We start from the raw sequence: 14016 nt of genomic DNA, 5'->3' as shown, positions 1-14016 counted from the left end.
GGCCGGGATGGAGGCCAGTGCGGCCTCAGCCCGCGAAGGGCGGCTGCGCAAGGCCCGTGCCCGCGTCCGGGAGGACGAGGAGGGAACCGGCCTGCGGCGAGGGCTCGTTCAGGCCGACGCGGGCCGTGGTGATGTAGAGGTCGGCGAGGCCCGCGCCGCCGAACGCACACGCGGTGGGCCGCTGGACAGGCAGCCCGACGACCCGGTCCAGCACCCCCTCCGGCGTATAACGCCGCACCGCGGCGCCATCCCACAGCGCCACCCACACGCACCCGTCCGCGTCCACGGTCAGCCCGTCCGGATACCCGGCGCCTTCCTCGATCTCCGCCAGCGGGCGGCGGCCGGCGACAGTGCCGCCCTCGCGGACGTCGAACACATCGATCCGCCGCGTGGGGGTGTCGACGTAGTACATCAGCTTGCCGTCCGGGCTCCAGCCGGTGCCGTTGGAGACGGTGACGTCGTCGAGGACGGTGGTGGCGGTGCCGTCGGCCGCGAGCCGCACCAGTGTGCCGCCGCCGGGTGTCTCGTCGTAACACATCGTGCCCGCCCACAGCGCTCCGTCAGGGGCGACGGCCGCGTCGTTGCCGCGGCGGCCCGGCACCGGGTCGTGCAGCAGCCAGGAGAAGTTGCCGTCGGCGTCGTACAGCCCCACACCGTCACGCAGGTTGACGGCCAGCCCGCCGCCCGCGCGCGGCTTGGCCGCGCCCACGTGCTGTTCGGTGGTCACCAGGGTGCGGTTGCCGGTCGCGGGATCGAAGGCGTGGATCCGGGCGCCGAGGATGTCCACCCAGATCAGCCGGCCTGCCGCCGGATCCCAGGTCGGTCCCTCACCCAGCTCGGCTGAGGCGCGCAGCGCGGTCTCGACTCCGGTCCCTGTTCCCATCACAGCTCCCTGTGGCCCAGCCGTTCGGACAACCGTACAGCGCCGCGCTGTGCCAGCTCCGCCAGTTCGGCGCGGCGTTCCTCGCTCCACCGGATCAACGGTACGGAGATGGACAGCGCCGCCACCACCCGGCCTGAGCGGTCCTGTACGGGCGCGGCCACACAGCTCACATCCGGGTTGGACTCGCTCTCCTCGACGGCGAATCCGCGCTCCACGATCCGGCCCAGCTCCGCACGCAGCTTCGCGGCGTCGGTGATGCTGTTGGGCGTCATGGCACGCAGTTCGGCATCGTCCGGCAGCCGCGCTGCGAGCTCGTCGGCGGGCAGCGAGGCGAGCAGCATCTTGCCGACCGCGGTGCAGTGCGCCGGCAGCCGCCGGCCCGCGGCGGAGACCATCCGCACCGCCTGGGTGGAGTCCACCTTGGCGACGTAGATGACGTCCGTGTCCTCCAGGATGGCCACATGCACCGTCTCCTCGCAGGTCTCGGCCACCGAGCGGGCCACCTGCTGGCCCTCGGCCGCGAGATCGAGCTGCTCGGCGTACCGGCTGCCGAGCTGGTAGGCGCGGACGCCCAGCCGGTAGTGGCCCGCCTTGCCCGGTACGGGCACGAGGTAGGAGCGGGCGGTCAGGGTGCCGACCAGCTCGTGCACCGTGGTACGGGGCAGCCGCAGCTTGCGCACGATGTCGGGTGCCGAGAGTGTGCCGTCCCCCTCCAGGAACAGCTCCAGAATGTCGAGCGCCCGGGTCACAGCGGGCACGAGCCGTCCCATGGCTCCTCCTGTTCGAGATCTCGCCAGTCGATCGAAGCTCCGAACAGTCTATCCGGGGTGCCCCAGGTGTACGAGAGTGCGTCGAGGTCCACCCGGAAGGCATGAGCTATGCCAACCCTGACCCCGATCCGGAGCGGACCACCGGTCTGGAGAAGGGCGGACAGGTCCCGCCCGGGGAGACGCCGCCCGCCGAGGGCTGTATGTCGGAGTCCGGTCCGCAGGAGACGCACAACCCGACCAAGGGCTGGAGCACGATACCGGTCGTTCTGATCGCGCTCGTGGTCGCGGCCGTACTCGTCTTCTTCGTGGGCTACCTCGTCGGCCTCCAGTAGCCGGCCTCCGGTAGCCGACGAGAGGGGCATTTCGACTACGGTGTGTTCGCCGTCCGCTCACCCGCTGCGAGCGGGCGGCAGCGCTCTGACCTGCGAAGATGCCATGCGGCGTGGTTTGTGTCACGGTGAAATCGGGCCGCTGGAGATCCGGCGGCGCCACCTTCGGATCCTGTCCGGAAGCGGACTGGGGGATCGCTTCTCGCCTGTCTTACACAGCACCCATGTGAGACGTGGGAGTGAGCAGCCCATGAACACCACGCGGTTCCGCACCACCGAGGACGGCACCACCCCTGTCGACCTGACCGAGGGCGCGGGCGCCCCGAGCGCCGCGGAAGCCCCGAGCGCCACGGAAGCCGCAGACCCCGCGGACCCTGCGGACGCAACGGAAGCCACGGAAGCCGAGGAGGGGGCGGCTCCGTCGGAGGGAGCGGCTTCGTCCCGGCCCCACGGCCCTCGTCGTACCCACCACGACGCACCCGACACCGCCGCCGACTTCGCCGAGTTGGTGAAGCTGCCCGAAGGCTGCCCCGAGCGTCAGCGGCTCCAGGACTGTGTGGTCACGGCCTGGCTGCCGATGGCGCACCGGCTCGCCCGCAAGTTCCGCAACCGCGGCGAGTCGCTGGAAGATCTCGAACAGGTCGCCGCGCTCGCCCTGGTCAAGTCCGTCGAGCGCTACGACCCGGCCCGGGGCAACGCCTTCGAGACCTTCGCCATCCCGACGATCTACGGGGAGCTCAAGCGGCACTTCCGGGACAACATGTGGGAGATCCACGTCCCCCGCCGCGTCCAGGACCTGCGCAACCGGGTCCGCGCGAGCATGCGGGAGCTGGAGCTGACCTCTTCCGGACGGTCACCCACCGTCGCCGAACTCGCAGCGCACAGTGGTCTCTCGGAGGAGGACACCCTCACCGGTATGGAAGCCCTCCAGTGCTTCAACTCCCTCTCCCTGGACGCCCCCGTCTCCTCCGAGGCCGGTGGCGGGGACGCCTCGGGTGACGGGGCGATCTGCCTGATGGACACCCTCAGCTCGGACGAGAACGGCTACGACCACGTGGTCGACCGCGAAGCGGTCCGGTCCTGCCTGTGCCGACTGCCCGAGCGGGAGCAGCGCCTGCTCTACCTGCGCTTCTTCCGCGAACTCACCCAGTCCCAGATCGCCCGCCGCCTGGGCGTCTCCCAAATGCACGTCTCCCGCCTCCTCGCCGCCGCGTGCCGCCGCGTCCGCGAGGAAATCGACGAAGAACGCAACGCCGCCGCCTGATTACGCCCCGAAGGTGGCGCGGGACCCCTATTTCTGCGCCCCTCGCGGGCACGCTCGGGTTCGCCCCGAAGGGGCGCGGGGAACTGCGCGCGCAACCACAACGCACCGGCAGACGGCACTCGTCAGCGACCCCCACGGCGGGCCCCGGCAACAGAACGGGAGGGCCCCGGTTCTAGCCTGTGCGGCAGCACCCCGGCTCCGGGCTCACAACTGACGGAGAGACGAGAAATGACGGCACTGCCGCAGCCATTCGACGAGTCGTTCCGTGCCATGCCGTACGCGGTGTACAACAAACTCCGCGACGAGGCCGCCGCGCAGCGGATCGCGCTGCCCGACGGGGCGGAGGTCTGGCTCGTCACGCGGGACGAGGACGTACGCGCGGGCCTCGCCGATGCCCGGCTGTCCGTCAACAAGGCCCACTCCACGGGCGGTTACCAGGGCTTCTCCCTGCCGCCCGCACTGGACGCCAATCTCCTCAACCTCGACCACGACGACCACATACGCCTGCGCCGCCTCGTCGCGCAGGGCTTCACCCCGCGGCGCGCCGAGGCGATGCGGGCCGGAATCCAGCAGGTGGCCGACCGGCTCGCCGACGGGCTGGCCGAGCGGCTGGACAGCGACGGAGTGGCCGATCTGGTGCAGGAGTTCGCCACCCCGCTGCCGCTGACCGTCGTCTGCGACCTGTTCGAGGTGCCCGAGGCGGACCGGCGGCCGTTCGCCTCATGGGTGACGACGATGCTCGCGATGGAGAGCCCGCGACAGGTGGGCGAGGCGATCTCGGCAATGCACGACTTCCTGCGCCGGCTGGTGGCCGAGCGCAGGAACGCGCCCGGCGACGACCTCCTCTCCGCGCTCATCGCGGCCCGCGACGATCAGGACCGGCTCTCCGAGGACGAACTCTGCTCCCTCGCGTTCCTCGTACTGGGCGCCGGCATCGAGAATGTGCAGCACCTGCTGAGCGGCGGCTTCCTCGCACTGCTGCGGCACCCGAGGCAACTCGCCGCGCTCCGTGGCGACTCCTCGCTGCTGCCCGACGCGGTCGAGGAACTGATGCGGTACGCGCATCCGAACCTGACGGCGATCCGGCGCTTCCCCACCGAGCCGGTGGAGTACGGCGGGGTGCGGATCCCGGCCGGTGACACGGTGCTGTTCGCGCTGGCCTCCGCCAATCGCGATCCGGGGCGCTACGAGGAGCCGGACCGGTTCGACATCCGCCGCCGCGACAACAGGCACTTGGCCCTCGGGGAGGGCATGCACTACTGCCTGGGCGCCCCGCTCGCCCGCATGGAGATCGGCCTGGCGTTGGAGGCGCTGCTCAGCCGCTTCCCGGTGCTGCGCTTGGCGGTACACCCCGACGAACTGCGCTGGCAGACCACCTTCCGCTCCCACGCGCTCCGCGAGCTGCCGATCACCCGCTGACGGAAGGCGGAGGGCTACTCCTGCCCTCGCAGGTGCTCGACCGCCGTGCGTGCCGTTGCGCCGATGACCGCGTCGGCACGGGGCAGCCTGCGGTCGGCGCGGGCGGCCTGGGTGAAGACGACGGCCGTGTACGCGCGGCCGTCCGCCAGCTCCACGACCCCCGCCTCGTGCCTCATGACGCCGAATGTCCCGGTCTTCCCGTACACCGTCACCTCGTCGTACGGGAAGCCGGCCGCGAGCCGGTGCTGCCAGGGCTGGAGCCCCATGGTCCGGCGGATGAAGGCGCAACTGCCCGGTGCGGCGGCCTCGTCCAGCCAGACGGCGCGCAGCAGCCGGGCCATCTCCGCGGGGGTGGTCGAGGTGGCCCAGGCGGGGTCGTAGACCCCCGGCGGCACCGCCCGGTCGTTGTCGGAGATCCGGGCGAGTGCCGCGTCCACCGACTCCGCACCGGTCTGCGCCACCAGCCGTGCCAGGGTGCCGGCGGCGCCGTCGTTGAGCCGGGTGCGGAAGAGGCCGAGGTCCCGGCAGGTCTCGTCGAAGGCCGCGGCGCCGACGTGGTGGAGCACCGCGTCGGCTGCCGCGTTGTCGGAGATCGTCATCATCATGACGATCAGGTCGCGCAGGGACATCGTCACCTCGTCGCGCAGCTGTGAGATGCCGGTGGGTCCTGGCAGCCGGTCCCCGGGCGGCAGGGTGACGGGTTGCCGGGGATCGAGTGCGCCCGCGTCCACCTGGCGGCAGTAGGCGACCATCAGCGGCACCTTGTAGACCGAGCCCATCAAGGTGGCCTCGTCCGCGTCGACGCTCACCCGCGCTTCGGGCCGGCGCAGTTCGGCGACGTGGAGCCGGCCGCGCACCCCGGCGTCGTCGAACATCTCGCGCAGGGTGCGCTCGATGCCCCTGCCGGGTGCCGCCGCGCTCATCGGGCCCCCTCGCGGGCCGTGCGGCGGTCCGACGCCAGCGCGGAGACCAGCGCTTCGGCCGCCTCGTCCGCCTGCCCGGCGGCCAGCCGCCGGGCGTCCCACACCACTCGCAGCCGCAGCGGCAGCGCCGGGTCGGTGGTCGGCTGCCGTGCGACGCCGTCGGCCGTCAGCGTGTCATCGGCCGTGACGAGCACGGCCTGGCCGGCGGCGACGAGGGCCAGCCCGGCGCGTTCGTCCGAGACCACCACCGTCTCCACGCGCCGCCCCCGCCCCGCGAGCGTGTCCAGGAACAGATCGTGCGCCGCGGGCGCCTCGACGCGCGGCCGGACGGCGTACGGCAGCAGCCGTGCCGGTTGCGCACCGCCCGCGCGCCGCGCCGGTTCACCCGCGACGCCGTGCGGCGCACCACGCCCGGCGGCGCCGTCCGGCGACGGCCGCCCCGCCGGGACTTCACCGGCGTCGTCCGGTGTCAGCAGCCACGTGGGCAGCAGCGTCACCGGCCCGGCGGCCAGACCGTGCAGCACGGCGGGGTGGCGGACGACGGCCAGATCGAGCCGTCCCGCGGAGACGTCGGTCAGCAGCGTGGCCGTCGGTGCCGTCACCACCGAGACCCGGCCGCGGACCCCGGCGCGTACGGGTGCGGCGGCGACGGACGCACCGAGCCGGGGCGGCAGTTCGGGCGGCAGGCCGAGCCGGAGGCGCTGCCCGTCCGCGCCCTCCCTGGCGCCGCTCTCCCGCAGCTCGGCCAGCGCGGTGAGGGCCCGGCGGGCGTGCGGGAGCAGCAGTGCGCCCTCCTCGGTGAGGAAGACCCCGCGTTCCCGGTCGAACAGCCGCACCCCCAGCAGCGCCTCCAGCCGCCGCAGCGCCTGCGAGAGGGGCGGCTGGGTGATACCCACGCGCTGCGCCGCGTCACCGAAGTGCCCTTCCTCTGCGAGCGCGACGAAGATTTCCAGGTGCCGCTCCGTCAGCATGCGCCCCCCATGGTCTGCGGTGATACGCCGAACGAATCGGCGCGCGGTCGAGAGCGTATTCGACAGAAGCGGCTGCCGGGGTTTGACTCCATTCCCCCGGGCCCGGGCCATGAACAGCAGACGAGATCCGCACGAGGCGAAGGAGTACCGCCATGCCCTCTCAGCAGCCCGCAGCCGCCCAGAGCCGTCCGAGTCGTCGAAGCGTGCTGCGTACGAGCATGGCCGCCGGGGCCGTCGGCGTCACCGGAGCGTCCGCCACCGCTGCTGCGGTGGGGCCCGCCGGGCGCCCGGCGCGGGACAGCGGCAGCCCGGGGCGAAGCGGCGTCCGGCTGCGCTGGCTCGGCATCGCCGGCTGGGAGCTGACCTTCGACGGGCACCGGCTGCTGATCGACCCGTATCTGACCCGGCAGCCCTACAAGGGCCCGGACGGCAGGGGCGATATGACCCGCAAGCTGGAGGTGGACCACCGGATCATCGACCTGGTGCTCGGCGAACACCTCACGGGGGCGCCCGAGTTCGTGCTGCTGACGCACGGCCACTGGGACCACCTCGCCGATGTGCCGTACCTCCTGGACCACCCCGACTGGCGGGACAAGGAGATCAACGTGCTGGGCACCGAGACACATCTGCACCTGCTGACCGCGATGGGCGTCCCCGGCAAGGGGCGCAAGCACCGCCCGGTCGTGGTCTCCGGCGGCGAGGTGCTGCGCCATCCCCTCCAGCCGTCCGGCAAGCGGTCCCGCCCCGACTACACGGTCGAGGTGGTCCGCAGTCTGCACAGCCAGCTCGGCGGCTACGGCTTCGACCCGTACGGCACCCTGACCGCACCCCCCTCCCGGCCCCGCACGCTGGGCGATCTGGTGGAGGGCGGCACCCTTGGCTACCAGGTGACGGTGGGCGAACGGCTGAGCGTCATGTTCCTGAGCGGGACGTCCAACTTCGCGGCCCGCGAGGTCTCGGGCGCCGCGCCGGACGTCCTGGTGCTGGGTGCCAGCGGGCACGCCGCTGTGCACGACTACTTCGAGCGCGCCGTCAGCACCCTCGGCCGCCCCCGCGTCGTCGTCCCGAGCCACCACGACGACATGGTCACGGCACTGGACGACCCCGCGGTGCACGACACGGTGAACCGCCGTGTGGTCGACCAGCTCCAGCAGGTGGCCGGGGCCGGTACCCGTGTCGTCGACCCCCGTCACCTGGAGCAGTTCGAACTCTGAGGCCGGCGCGCCGGGCGCCCTACACCTCGGGCGCCCGCTCCCGCAGCAGGGCGACGTCCTGCGCGGCCTGCGCCAGCAACCCGCGCATGGCCTCCTCCGCGGCATCGGCGTCCTGTGCGCGTATGGCGTCCAGCACCGCGCGGTGGCTGGGCACCGGGTCGAGAGGGTGGTGGCCGGGCCCGTGGACGAGGCGGTCGCGGGCCGCGCGCACGGTGGAGATCACCATCTCCATCCGCTCCAGCAACTCGTTGTGCGAGGCCGCCAGCAGCGCCCGGTGGAAGGCGAGGTCCGCCTCGACGGCCTCGGGCGCGCCGTCGTCGGCCTGGCACATGGCCTCCAGGGCCCTCTCCAGCGAAGCGAGATCCGCGTCGGTACGCCGCTCGGCGGCGAGCCGTACCGCCGCCGGCTCCACGATGCCGCGTACCTCGTCCAGATCGCGCAGCAGCGGCGGCCCCGTGCCGGACGCGGCGGCGGTGGCGGACTGGAACTGCCAGCGCAGCACATCCGCGTCCAGCAGGTTCCAGTCGGTGCGCGGGCGGATGAAGGTGCCCCGCTTCTGCCGGGCGTCGACCATGCCCTTGGCCGCCAGCACCTTCAGCGACTCGCGCAGCGCCGTGAGGCTGACGCCCAACTCGCTCTGGAGCGCCCCGAGATCGAGGGTGGCGCCCTCGCGGAGCGCACCGCTGAGCACCCGGTGCGCGAGGGCTTCCACGGTCTGGCCGTGGACGCCCCGCGGCGCGTACCCCACCATCGGGACCTCCTGTTTTATCCCCCGGTCCGCCTGCTGTTCCTGCTGCGTTCGGGCCGATGTCACCTGGGCGACGACTTTACGACGCCCCCGCGACAGTCCACGATCCCGAGTGGATTGCCGTCAAGGAACTATTCATAAATAACGAGTTCTTGTACGGTGCGGCCTCATCACGGTCTCCCGCTCTGCCCGGCATCCGACTCGTCGCAGGGGGCGCAGCACTCATGACGGCAGCCGACCACCGCTCCGCAACCCGAACCGATGTCCGCACCTTCGAGCCCACCCGTCTGCACTTCGGCGGCGACTACAACCCCGAGCACTGGCCCGAGGAGGTGTGGGCGGAAGACATCCGGCTGATGAAGGAGGCCGGGGTCACCATGGTCACGGCCGGGATCTTCTCCTGGGGACTGGTCGAACAGCGGCCCGGAGCCTACGACTTCGGCTGGTTCGACCGCGTCATGGACAACCTTGGCGACGCCGGCATCCAGGTCTGCCTGGCCACCATGACCGCGTCGCCGCCGCCCTGGCTGACCCGGCAGCACCCCGAGATCCTGCCGGAGACCGCCGACGGCATCCGCAAGTGGCCCGGCTCCCGGCAGCACTACTGCCCCTCCAGCCCGGTCTACCGGGAGCACGCCGTCCGTCTCGTCGAACAGCTCGCCACCCGCTACGCCGAACACCCGGCGCTGGCCCTGTGGCACATCGGCAACGAGTACGGATGCAGCAACCCGGTCTGCTACTGCGAGGTGTCGGCGGCCGACTTCCGCCGCTGGCTGCGCGAGCGCTACGGCACCGTCGAAGCCCTCAACACGGCCTGGTCCACCACCTTCTGGTCGCAGCGCTACGGCGACTTCGAGGAGGTGCAGCCACCGCGTACGACACCCACCCACCCCAACCCCACCCAGCAGCTGGACTACGCCCGCTTCAGCGACGACGCGCTGCTCCAGTGCTATCTGGCCGAGCGTGAGGTGCTGCGCCGGATCACCCCAGAGGTGCCGGTGACCACCAACCACATGCCGCACCACAAGCCGGTCGACCCGTTCCGCTGGGCCGCGTACGAGGACGTCACCGCGCTGGACTACTACCAGGAGCCGTACGACGCCGAGACCCACATCGACGCGGCCGCCGCCTTCGATGTGACGCGCTGCGCCGGGGGCGGCCGGCCCTGGCTGCTGATGGAGCAGGCCCCGAGCGCCGTCAACTGGCGGGACCGCAACAGCCCCAAGCCGCCCGGCGCGATGCGGCTGTGGAGCTGGCAGGCCGTGGCGCAGGGCGCCGACGCGGTGCTCTACTTCCAGTGGCGCCAGTCCCAGGGCGGCGCCGAGAAGTTCCACTCCGCGATGGTGCCGCACGCCGGGACCGACACCAGGATCTTCCGCGAGATCAGCGCGCTGGGCCAGGAGCTGGCCTCGGTGCCGCAGCTCGCTGGCACCCGCTGTACGGCGGAGGTGGCGCTGCTGGTCGACTGGAACAGCTGGTGGGCACTGGAACAGGGCTCGCACCCCTCCTCGGCCCTCAGCCACCGCGAGACGCTGCTGCGCCACTACAAGCCGCTGTTCGGCGCCGGGGTGCCCTGCGACATCGTCCCGCCCGACCGCCAACTGACCGGCTACCGGCTGGTCGTCGTGCCCAACCTCTACCTGATGAGCGAGCAGACCGCGGCCCGGCTGACCGCGTACGTACGCGACGGCGGTCACCTGTTCGTGTCGTACTTCACGGGCATCGCCGACGAGTGCGACCGCGTCCACCTGGGCGGCTACCCGGCGCCGCTGCGCGAGCTGCTGGGGCTGCGGGTGGAGGAGTTCTGGCCGCTGGCCGAGGGCGCGAGCGTGTCGCTGCGCGGCGAGCTGAGCGGCCGGGCCGACCTGTGGTCGGAGGCCCTCGACCTCGAAGACGCCCACGCCGTGGCCGAGTTCGGCGACGGCGAACTGGCCGGTCGGCCCGCACTGACCCGGCACGCTTTCGGCAACGGCGTCGCCTGGTACGCGGCCACCCGTCCCGAGCCCGGGGTCATGCGCACCCTCATGGACCGCGTACGGGCCGAGTCCGGCGCGGCGCCGCTGCTCGCGGACCTGCCCGACGGAGTGCAGGCGACCGCCCGCGAAGGCGCGGACGGCCGGTACCTGTTCCTGCTCAACCACGGTACGGCCCCCGCCGAGGTGACGCTCCCGCACCGTATGCGGAACCTGCTCGCGCCCGGCACGGATCCGACGACGGCTCTCACCCTGCCACCCCGAGGCGTCGCGGTGCTGGGCACCCCATAAGGGGCGCGGGGAACTGCGCGAGCAACCACAACGCACGTGCAGTCGGACGCATGCCCTCTCTCCAACGGCGGGTTGCCGTACGGCGGGAAGGGTTGGTCCCTCTCTCGGAAGCACTCTGACAAGGAGGTCGGATGCCCACCCGAAGAAAACTCCTGGCGGCAACAGCTGCCGCGGCGGCCACCCCCGCGCTGGCCGCCTGTGGCGAACAGGCAGGCGCGGCCCGGATGACGAAGCAGGCACCCCGCGCCCGCGGAAGGCGCGTGAACCTCGTCTTCTGGACCTGGGTCCCCCTGCAGAAGGCCGCCGCCCTGTGGAACAAGCAGAACCCCGATATCCATGTCACCGTGCAGACGGTGCCCGCCAACACCTCCGGCGGCTACCAGAAGATGCACGCCGCCCTCAAAGCCGGTGATCCGCCCGATCTGGCGCAGATCGAGTACTACGCGCTGCCGGAGTTCATGCTGGTACGCGGCCTGACCGATCTCAGCGCGTACGGTGCCGACCGGCTCAAGGACAGTTACGTCGACTGGCAGTGGCAGCAGGGCGTCTTCGCGGGCCGGACCTACGCCATCCCGCAGGGCTCCGGGCCCATGGGCTTCTTCTACCGCGCCGACCTGTACGACAAGTGGGACCTGGAGGTGCCCCGCACCTGGGACGAGTTCCGGCAGGCGGCCCTGAAGATCAAGAAGCGCGGCGGCAGCTCCTACATCACCGCCTTTCCGCCCGTGAACGCCCAGTGGTTCGCCTCCTTCCCCTGGCAGCGCGGCGCCCACTGGGTGCGAACCGAGGGCGACACCTGGATCGTGGACCTGACCAGCCAGGAGAGCCGTGAGGTCGCCGACTTCTGGGACGGGATGATCCGCGACAAGCTCGTCGCGACCATCCAGGACTCGCAGAGCTCCTTCTTCAAGGGCCTGCAGACCGGCCAGATCGCGAGCTGGCTCGGCGCCCAGTGGCAGGACGCCCTCATCCGCGGCAACGCGCCCGGCACCAAGGGCAAGTGGCGGGTTGCCGAACTGCCCCAGTGGGAGCGCGGCGAGCACGCCTCGGCGAACTGGGGCGGCTCCGCCACCGCGATCCTGCAAGGCACCCGGCACCCCGCCGAGGCGCTGAAGTTCGCGCACTGGCTCAACACCGACCCGGCCAGCATCAAGCTGCTGGTGGAGGCCGGATACGGCTGGCCCTCGGCCAAGCTGGACCTGAAGAAGTCGCCGCTGGGCAAGCCGGACCCGTTCTTCGACGGCCAGGTCTACAACGAGGTGTTCCAGGTCTCCGACCGGAACGTGGACACCAGTTGGCGCTTCTCGCCCACCACCACCCAGTCCTACGCGCACATTCAGGACAACATCGGCCGCTCCATCGCCGGACACGGCACCATCCAGGACGCGCTCAGGGACGCCCAGCCCAAGTTCGTCGACGATCTCAAGGCCAAGGGCCTGGACGCGAGGAGCGCCTGATGACGACGTCCAGTACGAGCCGGAAGCCGCCCGCCCGCCGCAGCGCGCGCCCCGACCGCAAGGCGTGGACGTTCCTCGGCCCGTTCCTCGCCGTGTACCTCTTCGCGATGATCCTGCCGATCTTCTACGCGATCTACCAGAGCCTGCTGAAGGTCGAACGCTCAGGACCGCTGGGCCTCGGCGAGCCGTCGGTCACCTTCGCCGGGCTGGACAACTACGCGCTCGCCCTCGAACAGACCGCGTTCCTGGAGGGCTTCGGCCGCGTGCTGCTGTTCGGCGCCGTCCAGGTGCCGGTGATGCTGCTGCTGGCGCTGGTTCTGGCGCTGCTCCTCGACCAGGTGAAGGACCGCTGGGCGGGGCTGCTGCGGGCCACCTACTTCCTGCCGTACGGCATTCCCGGCGTCATCGCCACGCTGCTGTGGGGCTTCCTCTACGTGCCGGGGATCAGCCCGATCAACGATCTGCTGGGGAAGATCGGCATCCAGCCGGACTTCCTCGGCTACGACAGCATCCTGTGGTCCATCGCGAACATCGTCGTGTGGGAGTTCGCGGGCTACAACATGCTGATCATCGTCGCCCAGCTCAAGTCGATCCCGCAGGAGCTCTACGAGGCGGCCACGATCGACGGCGCGGGGCCATGGCAGGTCGCGCTGCGCATCAAACTCCCGCTGGTGCGCCCGGCGCTCGTCCTGACCTGCGTCTTCTCCATCATCGGCACCATGCAGCTGTTCGCGGAGCCGCTGGTCCTCAAGAAGATCGCACCTGCTGTCACCAACAACTACACACCCAACCTCAGCGCCTACTTCGACGCCTTCGCCAACGCCAACGTCTATCTGGCCGCCGCCAAATCGGTGCTCCTCGCCGTCGTCGCGATGGTGCTGTCCTTCGGCTTCCTCAGCCTGGTCAGCCGCAAGCGGAAGGATGACCGATGAGAACTCTCCGTCCCGGCCGGATCCTGCTCGTCGCCTTCCTCGCGCTGGCCGCCGGCTACTTCCTGCTGCCCGTCTACTGGCTGGTCGTCGCGGCCACCAAGTCGACCGAGAGCCTCTACGGCAGCTTCGGGCTGTGGTTCGACAATCCGCGGCTGTGGCACAACCTGTCGCAGATGTTCAGCTACAACGGCCACATCTATCCGCGCTGGGCGCTCAACTCGCTCTTCTACGCGGGTGTCGGCGCCGTCCTCGCCACGCTGCTGTCGGCCGCCGCGGGCTTCGCACTGGCCAAGTACCGCTTCCGGGGCCGCGAGGCCGTCTTCAAGTGTGTGCTCGCGGGAGTGCTGCTGCCGTCCACGGCGCTGGCGCTGCCGCTGTATCTGATGTTCAACAAGATCGGGCTGACCAACACCTACTGGGGTGTTCTCCTCCCCAGCATCGTCAGCCCCTTCGGTGTCTATCTGTGCCGTATCTACGCCGAGTCCGCCGTGCCCGACAACCTGCTGGAGGCGGCGCGGGTGGACGGCGCGGGGGAGGAGCGGATCTTCTTCACTGTGGTGCTGCGGATGATGTCACCGGCGCTGGTGACGGTCTTCCTCTTCCAGTTCGTACACATCTGGAACAACTACTTCCTGCCCCTGGTGATGCTCTCCGACGACCGCAAGTACCCGATCACCCTCGGCCTGGTCACCTGGAAGGAAGCCGCCGACCGGGTACCCCAACTGACCCAGTACACCGTCGGAGGCGCGTTCGTCTCCGTCATCCCGCTCGCCGTCGCCATGCTCGTACTCCAGCGCTACTGGCGCACCGGGCTGACCGAGGGAAGTGTGAAGGAGTAGCAA

13 protein-coding genes are annotated in these 14016 nt (G+C 71.0%); 8 read left to right on the top strand and 5 right to left on the bottom strand.

What is annotated here, in order from left to right:
- Positions 1-25: 25 nt before the first annotated feature.
- Entirely contained in the window at positions 26-883 is an 858-nt protein-coding gene (locus ACQEU8_RS24670) for an SMP-30/gluconolactonase/LRE family protein (protein ID WP_433104652.1), read from the bottom strand.
- Complete coding sequence (locus ACQEU8_RS24665; RefSeq protein ID WP_433104650.1) at positions 883-1653, bottom strand: IclR family transcriptional regulator; 771 nt, start codon at positions 1651-1653, stop codon at positions 883-885. The genes ACQEU8_RS24670 and ACQEU8_RS24665 overlap by 1 nt, the downstream gene beginning before the upstream one ends.
- Positions 1654-1754: 101 nt before the next feature.
- On the opposite strand from ACQEU8_RS24665, the gene ACQEU8_RS24660 reads away from it, so the two are divergent.
- From ACQEU8_RS24660 to ACQEU8_RS24650, 3 genes are all read left to right on the top strand, one after another.
- Positions 1755-1985 (top strand): DUF6480 family protein, encoded by a 231-nt coding sequence (locus tag ACQEU8_RS24660; protein WP_433104648.1) that lies wholly within the window; start codon positions 1755-1757, stop codon positions 1983-1985.
- Between the two features lie 247 nt (positions 1986-2232).
- Positions 2233-3246, top strand: coding sequence for a SigB/SigF/SigG family RNA polymerase sigma factor (locus tag ACQEU8_RS24655; protein WP_433104646.1), 1014 nt, complete (start codon positions 2233-2235; stop codon positions 3244-3246).
- 228 nt (positions 3247-3474) lie between these two features.
- Positions 3475-4665 (top strand): cytochrome P450 family protein, encoded by a 1191-nt coding sequence (locus tag ACQEU8_RS24650; protein WP_433104644.1) that lies wholly within the window; start codon positions 3475-3477, stop codon positions 4663-4665.
- Positions 4666-4679: 14 nt separating this feature from the next.
- Here ACQEU8_RS24650 and ACQEU8_RS24645 read toward each other — a convergent pair whose 3' ends face one another.
- Positions 4680-5588, bottom strand: a complete 909-nt coding sequence (locus ACQEU8_RS24645; protein ID WP_433104642.1) for a serine hydrolase — start codon at positions 5586-5588, stop codon at positions 4680-4682.
- Positions 5585-6559, bottom strand: a complete 975-nt coding sequence (locus ACQEU8_RS24640) for a LysR family transcriptional regulator (protein WP_433104640.1) — start codon at positions 6557-6559, stop codon at positions 5585-5587. The genes ACQEU8_RS24645 and ACQEU8_RS24640 overlap by 4 nt, the downstream gene beginning before the upstream one ends.
- Before the next feature lie 152 nt (positions 6560-6711).
- Between ACQEU8_RS24640 and ACQEU8_RS24635 the strand changes: the two genes are divergently transcribed.
- On the top strand, positions 6712-7773 hold the full coding sequence (locus ACQEU8_RS24635) for an MBL fold metallo-hydrolase (RefSeq protein WP_433104638.1): 1062 nt from the start codon (positions 6712-6714) through the stop codon (positions 7771-7773).
- Between the two features lie 19 nt (positions 7774-7792).
- On the opposite strand, the gene ACQEU8_RS24630 is transcribed toward ACQEU8_RS24635, so the two are convergent.
- Complete coding sequence (locus ACQEU8_RS24630) at positions 7793-8524, bottom strand: FadR/GntR family transcriptional regulator (protein ID WP_433104636.1); 732 nt, start codon at positions 8522-8524, stop codon at positions 7793-7795.
- Between the two features lie 221 nt (positions 8525-8745).
- On the opposite strand from ACQEU8_RS24630, the gene ACQEU8_RS24625 reads away from it, so the two are divergent.
- The 4 genes from ACQEU8_RS24625 (at position 8746) to ACQEU8_RS24610 (ending at position 14013) form a co-directional block, all read left to right on the top strand.
- Complete coding sequence (locus ACQEU8_RS24625) at positions 8746-10785, top strand: beta-galactosidase (RefSeq protein ID WP_433104634.1); 2040 nt, start codon at positions 8746-8748, stop codon at positions 10783-10785.
- Positions 10786-10916: 131 nt separating this feature from the next.
- Positions 10917-12242 carry an ABC transporter substrate-binding protein gene (locus tag ACQEU8_RS24620; protein WP_433104632.1) on the top strand — a complete coding sequence of 442 codons (1326 nt, stop codon included), beginning with the start codon at positions 10917-10919 and terminating at the stop codon, positions 12240-12242.
- Positions 12242-13174, top strand: coding sequence for a carbohydrate ABC transporter permease (locus tag ACQEU8_RS24615; RefSeq protein ID WP_433104630.1), 933 nt, complete (start codon positions 12242-12244; stop codon positions 13172-13174). Before ACQEU8_RS24620 ends, ACQEU8_RS24615 begins: the two co-directional genes overlap by 1 nt.
- Entirely contained in the window at positions 13171-14013 is an 843-nt protein-coding gene (locus ACQEU8_RS24610) for a carbohydrate ABC transporter permease (RefSeq protein ID WP_433104628.1), read from the top strand. The genes ACQEU8_RS24615 and ACQEU8_RS24610 overlap by 4 nt, the downstream gene beginning before the upstream one ends.
- Positions 14014-14016: the final 3 nt, after the last annotated feature.

The organism is Streptomyces sp. CA-250714 (assembly GCF_050936705.1).
GTDB lineage: Bacteria > Actinomycetota > Actinomycetes > Streptomycetales > Streptomycetaceae > Streptomyces.
The sequence above is the reverse complement of the archived record's forward strand: the minus strand, read 5'-3'. Positions and strand labels throughout refer to the sequence as shown.

Excerpts from the sequence above, each read along its gene's own strand:
- ACQEU8_RS24630 (WP_433104636.1), bottom strand. The coding sequence starts at position 8,524 with ATGGTGGGGTACGCGCCGCGGGGCGTCCACGGCCAGACCGTGGAAGCC.
- ACQEU8_RS24655 (WP_433104646.1), top strand. The coding sequence starts at position 2,233 with ATGAACACCACGCGGTTCCGCACCACCGAGGACGGCACCACCCCTGTC.
- ACQEU8_RS24635 (WP_433104638.1), top strand. The coding sequence starts at position 6,712 with ATGCCCTCTCAGCAGCCCGCAGCCGCCCAGAGCCGTCCGAGTCGTCGA.
- ACQEU8_RS24620 (WP_433104632.1), top strand. The coding sequence starts at position 10,917 with ATGCCCACCCGAAGAAAACTCCTGGCGGCAACAGCTGCCGCGGCGGCC.
- ACQEU8_RS24640 (WP_433104640.1), bottom strand. The coding sequence starts at position 6,559 with ATGCTGACGGAGCGGCACCTGGAAATCTTCGTCGCGCTCGCAGAGGAA.
- ACQEU8_RS24650 (WP_433104644.1), top strand. The coding sequence starts at position 3,475 with ATGACGGCACTGCCGCAGCCATTCGACGAGTCGTTCCGTGCCATGCCG.
- ACQEU8_RS24610 (WP_433104628.1), top strand. The coding sequence starts at position 13,171 with ATGAGAACTCTCCGTCCCGGCCGGATCCTGCTCGTCGCCTTCCTCGCG.
- ACQEU8_RS24665 (WP_433104650.1), bottom strand. The coding sequence starts at position 1,653 with ATGGGACGGCTCGTGCCCGCTGTGACCCGGGCGCTCGACATTCTGGAG.
- ACQEU8_RS24615 (WP_433104630.1), top strand. The coding sequence starts at position 12,242 with ATGACGACGTCCAGTACGAGCCGGAAGCCGCCCGCCCGCCGCAGCGCG.
- ACQEU8_RS24670 (WP_433104652.1), bottom strand. The coding sequence starts at position 883 with ATGGGAACAGGGACCGGAGTCGAGACCGCGCTGCGCGCCTCAGCCGAG.
- ACQEU8_RS24625 (WP_433104634.1), top strand. The coding sequence starts at position 8,746 with ATGACGGCAGCCGACCACCGCTCCGCAACCCGAACCGATGTCCGCACC.
- ACQEU8_RS24660 (WP_433104648.1), top strand. The coding sequence starts at position 1,755 with ATGAGCTATGCCAACCCTGACCCCGATCCGGAGCGGACCACCGGTCTG.
- ACQEU8_RS24645 (WP_433104642.1), bottom strand. The coding sequence starts at position 5,588 with ATGAGCGCGGCGGCACCCGGCAGGGGCATCGAGCGCACCCTGCGCGAG.